Source organism: Nocardioides sp. NPDC047086 (assembly GCF_040643685.1).
Classification (GTDB): Bacteria; Actinomycetota; Actinomycetes; order Propionibacteriales; family Nocardioidaceae; genus Nocardioides.
Genome location: NZ_JBEYUV010000012.1, coordinates 120,755 through 131,528 on the forward strand (window position 1 = coordinate 120,755; position 10,774 = coordinate 131,528).

General features: G+C 66.8%; 10 protein-coding genes. All 10 read right to left on the reverse strand.

Annotated features, from left to right (window positions below; translation table 11 throughout):
- Positions 1-42: 42 nt before the first annotated feature.
- Positions 43-978, reverse strand: a complete 936-nt coding sequence (locus ABZ796_RS11600) for a DnaJ domain-containing protein (protein WP_357337030.1) — start codon at positions 976-978, stop codon at positions 43-45.
- The gene (locus tag ABZ796_RS11605; RefSeq protein WP_357337031.1) at positions 975-1,607 is read right to left on the reverse strand and encodes a hypothetical protein; all 633 of its coding nucleotides are present in this window, start codon (positions 1,605-1,607) and stop codon (positions 975-977) included. The genes ABZ796_RS11600 and ABZ796_RS11605 overlap by 4 nt, the downstream gene beginning before the upstream one ends.
- Positions 1,608-1,743: 136 nt before the next feature.
- On the reverse strand, positions 1,744-3,012 hold the full coding sequence (locus ABZ796_RS11610) for an MlaD family protein (RefSeq protein WP_357337032.1): 1,269 nt from the start codon (positions 3,010-3,012) through the stop codon (positions 1,744-1,746).
- The gene (locus tag ABZ796_RS11615; protein WP_357337034.1) at positions 3,009-4,481 is read right to left on the reverse strand and encodes an MCE family protein; all 1,473 of its coding nucleotides are present in this window, start codon (positions 4,479-4,481) and stop codon (positions 3,009-3,011) included. Before ABZ796_RS11615 ends, ABZ796_RS11610 begins: the two co-directional genes overlap by 4 nt.
- The gene (locus ABZ796_RS11620; RefSeq protein WP_357337035.1) at positions 4,478-5,620 is read right to left on the reverse strand and encodes an MCE family protein; all 1,143 of its coding nucleotides are present in this window, start codon (positions 5,618-5,620) and stop codon (positions 4,478-4,480) included. Before ABZ796_RS11620 ends, ABZ796_RS11615 begins: the two co-directional genes overlap by 4 nt.
- Complete coding sequence (locus ABZ796_RS11625; protein WP_357337036.1) at positions 5,617-6,591, reverse strand: MCE family protein; 975 nt, start codon at positions 6,589-6,591, stop codon at positions 5,617-5,619. The genes ABZ796_RS11620 and ABZ796_RS11625 overlap by 4 nt, the downstream gene beginning before the upstream one ends.
- Positions 6,588-7,640 (reverse strand): MlaD family protein, encoded by a 1,053-nt coding sequence (locus ABZ796_RS11630; RefSeq protein ID WP_357337037.1) that lies wholly within the window; start codon positions 7,638-7,640, stop codon positions 6,588-6,590. Before ABZ796_RS11630 ends, ABZ796_RS11625 begins: the two co-directional genes overlap by 4 nt.
- On the reverse strand, positions 7,637-8,998 hold the full coding sequence (locus ABZ796_RS11635; protein ID WP_357337039.1) for an MCE family protein: 1,362 nt from the start codon (positions 8,996-8,998) through the stop codon (positions 7,637-7,639). The genes ABZ796_RS11630 and ABZ796_RS11635 overlap by 4 nt, the downstream gene beginning before the upstream one ends.
- On the reverse strand, positions 8,995-9,822 hold the full coding sequence (locus ABZ796_RS11640; RefSeq protein WP_357337040.1) for an ABC transporter permease: 828 nt from the start codon (positions 9,820-9,822) through the stop codon (positions 8,995-8,997). The genes ABZ796_RS11635 and ABZ796_RS11640 overlap by 4 nt, the downstream gene beginning before the upstream one ends.
- A 13-nt stretch (positions 9,823-9,835) precedes the next feature.
- Complete coding sequence (locus ABZ796_RS11645) at positions 9,836-10,618, reverse strand: ABC transporter permease (protein WP_357337041.1); 783 nt, start codon at positions 10,616-10,618, stop codon at positions 9,836-9,838.
- Between the last annotated feature and the right edge of the window lie 156 nt (positions 10,619-10,774).

Here is a 10,774-nt window from a genome sequence, read left to right on the forward strand (position 1 = left end):
GACAGGTAGCGCAAAGGGCTGGGCGGCAGGCTCGTCCGGGCCCTAGTCCTGGCTGGGCTGGGTCTCGACCTTGTCCACCAGCCACTCGTCGTCGACCTTGGCCATCGTGAGCATCGCGTACTCCTGGTAGCCGATCGGCGTGCTCCGCTGGGCGTTGGTGACCTGACGGTCGACCAGCACGAGGATCTGGACGGTGTCCTCGGAGACCCGGATGACGCCGGCGTCGACCGGGGCGAGCGTCTTCACCACGGTCTTCGTCTCGGGCACGTTGTCGACGAGCACCGCGAAGAGCCGGTCGTAGTCCTCGCGGTAGTCCTTCGTCATCACCTCATGAGCCTTGCTCTTCGACTCATCCATCTTGCTGTAGTCGTAGGAGAGCAGCGGGACGACGGCCTTCTTGGCCGCCTCGAGCGCGTCGGCGCCCTGTTCCTCGACGAGGAGCTTGTGGTTGCGGGTGATCTGCTTGCCCACCGCACCCTCGACGGTGCTGGTCGTGACGTTGTTGTTGGCGACGGTGGCGACCTTCTCCTGCCCGAAGAAGACCACGCCGGCCGCGACGACCGCGGCGAGGGCCAGGGCGCCGGCGGCGACCAGCCCCCAGGTCGGGAGCACCGGCAGCGTACGGCCGGGGGACGGCGTCGCCTCGGCGTCCGGCTCCTCGTCGGCCGGCTCCTCGTCGGCCGGCTCCTCGTCGTCAGAAGCCTCGGCTGCCGCCTCGACCTCGACGTCGGACTCCTCGGCCTCGTCGGCCTCCTCGACCGCAGCCTCCTCCAGAGCGGCCAGCTCCGCGTCGTACGCAGCCCGCTTCTCCTCGTCCAGCAGAACCGCGGCGGCTTCGTTGAGGGTGCGGAAGCGGCGGTCGGTCGGGTCCAGGTCGGCGATCGCTGACTTCCACGCCGCGCGGACGTCGTCGGTGGCTGCGTCGGGCTCGACGTCGAGCAGGTCGTACCAGGTCGGACTAGTCATCGTGGAACTCATGGTGTCACCCCTTCGCTGCTTTCCGAAGTAGGAGCTTCCTCGGCCGGGTACCAGTCGTCGACCAGCCACTTCCCGTTCTGCTTGATGAGCTCCACCTCCGTCCGGGCGAGCTGACGCGCCGCCTCGACGCGCTCCTCGGAGCCTTCGGCCTTCGGGTAGCTGATCGCGAGCTCGGCGACCACGAGCACGGTCGCGCTGTCCTCGTCGAGGCCCGCGACGCCGGTGCTGTGCACGCTCGTGGTGCGACCGACGCCCTGCTGGACGACGGTGGCCTCGGCGAAGGCGACGTTGCCCAGGAAGCTCTTCTCGAACTTCGGGGTCAGCAGCTCGCCCACCTGCTCGCGATACTTCGGCATCGTCTTCTTGTCGCTGCCGACGTCATCGGGACCGTAGGTGTTGACCCGCCCGACGAACTTGTCGGCCGCGGCCATCACCTGCTCTCGCTGGCTCACCACCGACTCGTCGGCGCCGCGGGTCAGCTGCCAGCCGACGTAGCCGACGGCAGCCAGGATGACGGCGATCAGCAGGGCCAGGACGCCCCAGCGGAGCAGCGCGCCCCGCTTCGTGGTCGTCTGGTCGGTCTCTGAGCCGGTCTCCGTGTCGGGGCCGGGGTCGGTCGTGGTGCTCAAGACGGATCACTCTCTGTGGTCAGCGGCTCCAGGAGCCATTTCCAAGCATCAACACCGTACGCCGCGGGCGGATCGGTCGATGCGGCAGCACTCCGGGGCCCCGACCCCGGTCGGCTGCATGGTGGTCAGGGTGCGGCTACTCGGTCTCCATCGGCTGGAGGTAGAGCCACTTCCAGGCGTCCTCGCCGTAGGAGGAGGGAGCCGCGGTCGACACCGTGGTGTCCTCGGCCTCGCCCCAGGTGAGCTCGCCGGTGTCCGGGTCGAAGCTGGCGATCGAGCCGGCGTCACCGACGGCCGCACGCGGCACCTGGCTGGAGCCACGAGGGTTCGACTTGCTCGGGTCCTCGGTGCAGGAGACCTCCGTGTTGAACGGACGGCTCTGCAGGTCCAGCGGGCTGCGCTTCTTCGTGCTCTCATAGCCCTGCTTGCACGGTGCCTGGCTGGTCAGCGCCAACCCGAAGTGGGCCTGCGCCAGGCCGGGGTGGCCGACGTCGACGACCGCGAAGCTGCCTTCGACGACGACCGGGAAGATCGAGAGCAGGTGCCGGACGCCGGGCAGGTTCTTCCGGACGACCTTGCCGGTCACCAGCACCTCGTTGAGGAGCTCACCGATCTCCACGCCGTTCTGCTCCAGGAACTGCCGCAGCTCGATCGAGCTGGCCGAGCCGCTCTCGATCAACCTGATCAGGTCCTTGTTGGAGCCGGCCAGGGTGCCGGTGAACAGCTCCAGGTCGGTCGCGAACGACTTGATCGCCGAGCTGCTGTCCAGCTGGCCCTGGAGGACCGTGTTGCTGTCCCGGATCAGCTGGGTGGTGAGGGCGAAGTTCTGGTCGGCGGTCTCCACGAAGGCGGTGCCGGTGTCGATGATGGTCTGCAGGTCCTGACCGGTGCCGGCGAATCCTTTGCCGAGCTCGTCGATGGTCGTCGTGAGCGCCTTCTGGTCGACCGAGTTCACCGTCGTCGTGACGTCCTCGAGGAGCTTCTCGGTCGGCAGCGGCGTGGTCGTCGCGGCGCGGGCGATCTCGGAGCCCTCCTCGAGGTAGGGCCCGCCCTTGGACTGCGGCTGCAGCTCGACGTACTGCTCACCGACGGCGGAGCGGTTGCCGACCACGGCGAGGCTGTCGGCCGGGATCTTGTCCTTCCAGTCCTTGTCGATCTTCAGGGTCACGTCGACACCGCTGCGGTTGAGGATCAGCTCACCGACCTGGCCGATCTTGACGCCGCGGTAGTCGACCTCGGCGTCCTCGTAGATGCCACCGGACTGCGCGAAGTGGGCCATCACGACGTAGTGGTCCTTGATGAACAGGGACCCCAGACGGGCGTAGCGCGCACCGACGAAGCTGACCCCGACGAGGGTGATCAGCAAGAAGATCATCAACTGCATCTTCGTACGGCGGGTGATCATGAGACGCCCTCCTGGTGAGTGTTGCCCGAGGTGCTCAGCGCGGGGATCATCAGCGAGGTCAGACCCGGGTCGAGCTCCTTGCTCAGCTCGTCGTACGTCACCGCATGTGTTCCTGGAGTCGCGCCGGCACGACAGAACAGGAGCAGCACGCACCCGGAGCCGTCGTCGGTGGTGCTCCCGCCGCTGGTGGAGGGCGCCCCGAGCCCGAGCAGGCCGTCGAGGGTCTTCCCGATCGAACCCAGCACACCCGTCACGCAGGCCTCGGGCGCCTTGGAGGACTGTCCGGTCAGCACCTCCTGGCAGGTGTCGATGGCGCTGGCCAGCCCGCCGTCCTTGCAGACGTTGGTGAGGTTGTTGAGCCAGTCGAGAGCCGTCTTCTCGTCGGGATAGGTCTTGAGCTTCCGGTTGATCTCCTCGAGACCCCAGCAGACGGTGTCGCCGACTCGAGGCGCGTTCTGGAGCAAGGTGTCGAGATTGAGGTCGACGGTGACGTCGAGGTTGACGAAGTCACCCATGTGCAGGTTGCGCGCGGCCTGGGGCGAGCCGCCGACCGCCTGGTCGACGAACGGGTAGGTCAGGATCGTGTTCATCGCCCTGACGAAGTCGTCGCCGGAGTCGGCCAGGTTCGTCAGGAGCGGCTTGAGGTCCTTGACGATGCCGAGGGTGTTGTCCTTGGACGCCCGGATGACGCGTACGCCGGTGTCTCCGAGCCGCTCCAGGGCCTTGAGCATCTTGACCAGATCGCCGCGCTGCTTGTCGATGCTGGAGATCGCCGAGGGCAGCTCGTCGAGCGCGGCGTCGATGGAGCCCATCTGCGCGTTGGTGGCCTTCGCCAGCGCATCGAGCGCCTCGATGGCCGCGACGATCTTCTCCTTGTTGTTGTCGAGGTCGCGCGCCAACTTCTCCACCTGGTGGAGTACGGAGCGGGCGGAGTCCTCACGGCCGGCCAGCGCCTTGTTGAGCTCGGTCGAGATCGTCTTCAGCTGGGCGACCCCACCACCGTTGAGCAGCAGGCTCAGCGCGCTGAAGACCTCTTCGATCTCCGGGTTGCGGCCGGTCTGCGACAGCGGGATCGTCGAGCCGTCGGCGAGCTTGGTCGACTCAGGCTCGGCAGGCCGCTCCAGCGCGACGAACTTCTCGCCCAGCAGGGAGGTCTGCTGGATCGACGCCCGGGCGTTGCTCGGCAGGCTGACATCCTTCTTCAGCAGCATCTCGACCGTGGCGACGCCGTCGTCGAGCCAGATCTTGTCGATCTTGCCGACGTCGATGTCCTCGAGCTTCACGGTCGACTGGGGCACCAGGTCGAGGGTGTCCTGGAACTGTGCGGTGACCGAGATCGCGTCGTCACCGGCATCCACGCCGCCAGGGAGCGGCAGGTCGTAGACGGAGAAGGTGCCGCAGCCGGTCAGCATCAGAGCGCCGGCGATCACACCGACGAACGCCTGGAGGGCGCGCTTCATCGTGGTCATCGTTTCACCTCCACCAGGCCGCCGAGCGACATGTCATAGGGCACTCCGTAGGACGAACCCGTGCCGAGGCCGATCGCCGCGGAGCGGTTCAGGCCCGGCATCTGCCGGATCTGCGAGCAGATCTCGGCGCTGCTGCCGTTGGTCGCCTGGTCCACGAGGCTGCACAGGAACGAGGCCGGGTTCTCGATGATCTCGTCGAGAACCATGGTGATGTTGGCGTTGGTGTCGAGCGTGCCGGTCTCCGGGTTGTACGCCAGGCCCAGGTTGTTCAGCGCCAGCGGAGCGGTCCGGAGGCTCTCGTCGAGGGCCTTGCGCTGCCGCACGAGGACCTTGCCGATCCGGTTGAGGCTCTGGATGTCCTCGCGCAGGATCGCCTTGTTGTCCCGGACGAACTGGGTCACCTTGTTCAGCGCCACGGAGAGGTTCTTCATCGACGCGGCGAGCTCTTCGCGCTCACCCTCCAGCATCGAGGAGACCTCGGCGAGCGCTTGGGCGAAGTCGCGTACGGTCTTGTCGTTCTCGGCGAGCGTGCCGATGAAGCCCTCGAGCTGCTCGGCGGAGTCGAAGAACTGCTCGTCGCGGTTGTCGAGCGTCTTGGTCAGCTTGCCGAGGTCGCCGATCGTCGAGTTGATCTTCTCGCCCTGGCCGCCGAGGTTCTTGGCGGTCTGCTGCAGCAGGTCGGTGAGGGCGCCGTTCTTGTTGGCTCCGTCGGGACCGATCGCGACCACGAGGTCGTCGACGCTGGAGTAGATCTGGTCGAGCTCGACCGGGACCGAGGTCTTGTCGGTGCTCAGCACCGCACCGTCGGCCAGCTTCTTGCCACCGTCGTAGGCGGGGGTGACCTGGACGTAGCGGTCGCCGACGATCGACGGCGAGATGATCACGGCCTTGGCGTCCGCGGGCAGGTCGACGTCGCCCTTGTACTCCAGGGTGACCTTGACGTCAGTGCCGTTGGGCTCGACCGCGGTCACCTTGCCGACGGCGACGCCGAGCACGCGCAGGTCGCTGCCCTCGTAGACCGAGACCGTACGCGGGAAGTGCGCCACGAGCGTCTTCTCACCGGTGTCGCGGACCAGCGCCCAGGCGCCGACCCCGAGGACGAGAGCACCGATGATGACGGGAACGATGAACTTGTTCACGGGGTCCTCCCAGTAAGCGCAGGAACGGGAGGCATGTTCTGGATGTAGGTGTCCCACCAGGGTCCGTTGCCCAGGGTGTTGTTGAAGACCTTGTAGAACGGTGCCATCAGCCGCAGGGACTTCTCGAGGTTCTCCTCGTTCTTCGTGAAGACGTCGAGGATCACGTCGAGGCTCTCCAGCGCCGGCTTGAGGTCGGCGCGGCTGTCGTCGACCAGCTGGGAGAGCTCCTTGGCGAGCTGCTGGGTGGAGATGAGCAGGTTGTGCACAGCCTCGCGCCGCTCGACCAGCGCCGCGAAGAGCTGGTTGGCGTCGTTCATCAGCGTGATCAGGTCCCCGTCGCGCTCGTCGAGCACCTTGGTCACCCGGTCGAGCTGGGTGAGCAGCGAGTCGATGCGCTCGTCCTTGGCGGCCAGGTTGCGGGAGAGGTCGGAGACCCCGGTGAGGGCGGCCTGGAACTCCTCCGGCGTCGACCGGGTCAGGTCGGCGAGGGTGGTGAGCGCAGCGGCGAGCTGGTCCTTGTCGATGTTGGCGGAGGTGTCGGCCAGGCCCTCGAAGGCCTCGACCACGTCGTAGGGAGACTCCGTGCGGTCCACCGGGATGGTGGCTCCCGCCTTCATCTGGCCCTCGCCGGCCGGCTGCAGCTCCAGGAACATGTCGCCGAGCAGCGTCTTCACGCGTACGCCGGCTCCGGAGTTCTCACCGAAGTTGACCTTCTCGCGGATCTTGAAGCCGACCTTCACCTCGTTGCCGTCCAGCTCGATCGTGTTGACCTTGCCGACCCGGACGCCGGCTACCCGGACCTCGTCGCCGGTCTTCAGGCCACCGGCCTCGGAGAAGTTGGCGTAGTAGGTGGTGCCACCACCGATCAGCGGCAGGCTGTCGGCCTTGAACGCCATCACCAACATCATGAGGAGGACGGCGATCGAGACGGCACCGATCTTGACTGGGTTACGTTCGCGGAAGGGAATCATCCGAGGTTGCACCTCGCTTGACCGGGCTGGTAGAGCGGAATTTCGAGGTCCTTGCCCTCAGGGTCCCGGATCGTGCCCCGAAGGCCGCACAGGTAGAAGTTGAACCAACCGCCGTAGCTGGCCGTCGCACCGATCTTGTCCAGCTTGATCGGCTGGAGCTCGAGGGCGTCGTCGAGCTGGCGCTTGTCCTTGGCCACCTGGTCGGAGAACCTCCGGGCCTGTCGCAGGTCCTCGAGCAGCGGGTCCTTCGCCTCGTGCACCAGGTCGGCGGTCTCCACGGAGAGCGCCGAGATCTGGTCCAGGGAGCCGAGGATCGCCTCGCGGTCGTTGTTGAGACCGCCGACGAAGTCGCGGAAGGTCACGATCAGGCTGGAGAGCTCCTTCTCGCGGTCACCCACGTGCTCGAGCACCTCGGTGAGGTTGTCGATCAGGGCGTTGATGACCTGGTCCTTCTCGGCCAGCGTCGAGGTCAGCGAGGCCGTGTGGGAGAGCAGGCTCTCCAGCGTGCCGCCCTCGCCCTGGAAGACCTGGACGATCTCGTAGGACAGGGTGTTGACGTCGTTGGGCGACAGCGCCTGGAAGAGCGGCTTGAACCCGTTGAAGAGCACTGTCAGGTCGAGCGCCGGGTGGGTCTGCCCGACCGGGATGGTCTGGCCCTCCTGCATCGCCGAGGCGTCGCCCACCAGCTGGTTGGTCAGCGCGAGGTAGCGCTGGCCGATCAGGTTGCGGTACTTGATCGTCGCCTCGGTCGTGGTCGCGATCTGCTGCGCACTGTCGACCGTGAAGGTGACCACCGCGCTGCGGGCGTCGTCGGAGATCTCGATGCCCTTGACGGAGCCGACCTTGACCCCGGAGATGCGTACGTCGTCGCCCTTGTTCACACCGGTGACATCGGTGAAGACCGCCTTGTACTCATCACTCTGCCCGAAGGTGACGTTGCCGATGGTGATCGCGAGCAGGCCGGTGGCCAGGGTCGTGACGATCACGAAGATCACCAGCTTCCAGAAGTCCTGGAAGGTCTTGGCGTCGAAGAGCTTCACGGCGCTCATTCGTAGCTCACCTCCGCTCCACGCGCGGCCGGACCGAGCATCAGCGCGCCGAGGTCGGGGACCTCGTCGGCGCTCATGCCCATACCCGGGGCGAACAGCTCGTTGATGACATCGGCCTCGGCCGACGTACCGACGTAGGACAGGGCCGAGTATCCGGTCGTCCCGGTGGCGGAGCGCATGACGCCCTTTCCGGTGGGCTCGTCGACACCGTCGTCCTTGTTCGGGAACGGCGCGAACGGCTTCTTCTGGCTCCAGGACGCATTCGGCATCTCACCGCAGTAAGGGCCGCTGTCCTCGCCGAAGCGCGGCTTGTCCTTGGTCGAGTAGGGACGCGACTGGTGCGGCAGCGTCTCCAGGGTGATGTGGACGGTGTAGTTGCGGAACACTTCGGTGAACTCGTCGGTCAGGATGTCCATGCCGCCGATGAGGCAGGGGAACATCGGGGAGTAGCGGGCCAGCGTCTGGGTGACCGGCCGGCCGACCTCGCCGACCTGGATCAGCGTGTCGCCGTTGTCGTCGAGGAAGTCGTCGGCCGTGTTGGAGAACGCGGTGACGTCGGTCAGCATCTTGTTGAGCTCCACCTCGCGGTCCTCGAGCGTGGTCGCGGTGACGATGGTGTTGCGCAGGATCTGACCGATCTCGGGAAGCACGGCCTGGTAGGTGCCGGAGACCTCGGTGGCGAGCTCGAGATCCTCGATCAGCGCCGGGATCTCGGGGTTCAGCCGCTTCAGGTAGGAGTCGAGGGTGTCGAGCGACTCCCCGAGCTTGTCGCCGCGGCCCTCGAGCGCCGTGGCGAGGGCGTTGAGCGTGTTGTTGAGGTCGGCCGGCTGGATCGTCCGCAGCAGCGGATAGAGGTCACGCAGCACCGCCTGGACCTCGGTGGCCATCTTGGTCTTCTCGATGACGGCGCCGGCCTTGATCGGCTCGGTGAAGTCGGTGTCGGGCGGGACCAGCGAGACGTACTTCTGGCCGAACAGGGTCTTGGGGAGGATCGCGCCGGTCACGTCCGGGTGGACCTTGCTGATCTCGTCGGGGAACAGCCCCAGGGTCAGCTCGGCGCCCTCATCGGTCGGCTTCATGTCGAGGACCTCGCCCACGATCAGGCCACGGACCTTGACGTCGGCGCGCTCGGGGAGCTGCAGACCGATGCGGTCGGCCTTGAGGGTGATCTCCTCGTACCGGGCGAACCTGTTGGTGAACTGCGCCCAGGTCAGGACGAGCGCAGCCAGGACCAGCGCGAGGAAGACGATCCCGAGGATCTTGCCCTTCTGCCTGCCCCAGGCGAGCGCCACCGCGCTCCGCTTGTGGGGCGCGGGCAGGTTGTGGTGGATCTCGTCACGCGTGAGTGTCTGCGTCATCCCGCCAACCTCACCGTCGTGGTGCTGCCCCAGATCGCCATCGAGAGCATCAGGTCGAGCACGGACACGGCGACGATGCTCGTACGCACCGCCTTGCCGACCGCGACGCCGACCCCGGCGGGACCGCCGGAGGCGTTGTAGCCGTGGTAGCAGTGGATCAGGATCACCACGACCGAGAAGATCAGCACCTTGCCGAAGGACCACAGCACGTCGCCGGGCGGCAGGAAGGTGTTGAAGTAGTGGTCGTACGTCCCGGCGCTCTGCCCGTAGAAGAGCGTCACGGTGAACCGGGTGGCGACGTAGGAGGAGAGCAGGCCGACCACGTAGAGCGGCACGATCGCGATCAGGCCGCCGATGATCCGGGTGGTCACCAGGAACGGCAGCGACGGGATCGCCATCACCTCGAGCGCGTCGACCTCCTCCGAGATCCGCATCGCACCGAGCTGGGCGGTGAAGCCGCAGCCGACTGTCGCGGCCAGCGCGATGCCGGCGACCAGCGGCGCGATCTCGCGGGTGTTGAAGTAAGCCGAGACGAAGCCCGAGAACGCCGAGGTGCCGAGCTGGTCGAGGGCGGTGTAGCCGGAGAGCCCGACCTGGGCCCCGGTGAAGAAGGTCATCGCCAGGATCACGCCGACGGTGCCGCCGATGACGGCCAGCGCGCCGGAGCCGAGGGTGACCTCGGCGAGGATCCGGAGGATCTCCTTCTTGTAGCGCGTCAGGGTGCGTGGGGACCACGCGAGCGCACGCAGGTAGAAGCCGAGCTCGTCACCGAGGTGGTCGAGGCTCTTGGCAGGCTTCTCGTAGATCGCCTTGATGTTCGCCATCCGTCTCGCCTCCTCAGGTCTTGCTCGGGATGATCTGCAGGAAGATCGCAGACATCACGAAGTTGACGATGAACAGCAACAGGAAGGTGATGACGACCGACTCGTTCACGGCGTCACCGACGCCCTTCGGGCCGCCACCCGCGTTCATGCCCTTGTACGCAGCCACGATCGCCGCGATCAGACCGAATACGAGCGCCTTCGCCAGGCCCTGCCAGAGATCGGCCATCTGGGCCAGTGCGGTGAAGCTGGCCAGGTAGGCACCCGGGGTGCCGCCCTGGATGATGACGTTGAAGACGTACCCACCCATGACCCCGACGATCGAGACCAGGCCGTTGAGGAAGACCGCGATCATCATCGCGGCGAGTACGCGCGGGACCACCAGACGCTGGATCGGGTCGATGCCCAGAACCATCATCGCGTCGAGCTCTTCACGGATCTTCCGGGCACCGAGGTCGGCGGCGATCGCCGACCCACCGGCACCCGCGACCAGCAGCGCGGTCGCGATCGGGGCAGCCTGCTGGACGACCGCGAGAACCGCGGCCGATCCGACGAAGGACTGCGCACCGAACTGAACGACGAGTCCACCGACCTGCAGCGCGATGACCGCGCCGAAGGGGATCGCGACCAGCGCGGTCGGGACGATCGTCACCGACGCGATGAACCACGCCTGCTGGATGAACTCTCGGAACTGAAAGGGGCGCCGAAAGACGGCTCGCCCCACGTCCAGACCGAACGCGAAGAGCGAGCCAGCGGTCCCGATCGGCTTCAGGACCCTGGCGGCGGTCAGTGATGACATCAGTAAGGAGCCTCTGTGGGGTCTGCTTTCACGCCGCCGGGAGCCATGGCGGCGTCAGGCCGGAACGATCCCGGCGGCGGGGTGACACCGTTCTCGCGGCACCAGGCACCCGGCGGACGCTGGTACTTACGCGGAATACCGTTGGACGGCTCCAAC

Coding starts and splice junctions, on each gene's coding strand:
- ABZ796_RS11610 (WP_357337032.1), bottom strand. CDS start 3,012: ATGATCACCCGCCGTACGAAGATGCAGTTGATGATCTTCTTGCTGATC.
- ABZ796_RS11630 (WP_357337037.1), bottom strand. CDS start 7,640: ATGAGCGCCGTGAAGCTCTTCGACGCCAAGACCTTCCAGGACTTCTGG.
- ABZ796_RS11625 (WP_357337036.1), bottom strand. CDS start 6,591: ATGATTCCCTTCCGCGAACGTAACCCAGTCAAGATCGGTGCCGTCTCG.
- ABZ796_RS11645 (WP_357337041.1), bottom strand. CDS start 10,618: ATGTCATCACTGACCGCCGCCAGGGTCCTGAAGCCGATCGGGACCGCT.
- ABZ796_RS11615 (WP_357337034.1), bottom strand. CDS start 4,481: ATGACCACGATGAAGCGCGCCCTCCAGGCGTTCGTCGGTGTGATCGCC.
- ABZ796_RS11635 (WP_357337039.1), bottom strand. CDS start 8,998: ATGACGCAGACACTCACGCGTGACGAGATCCACCACAACCTGCCCGCG.
- ABZ796_RS11640 (WP_357337040.1), bottom strand. CDS start 9,822: ATGGCGAACATCAAGGCGATCTACGAGAAGCCTGCCAAGAGCCTCGAC.
- ABZ796_RS11600 (WP_357337030.1), bottom strand. CDS start 978: ATGAGTTCCACGATGACTAGTCCGACCTGGTACGACCTGCTCGACGTC.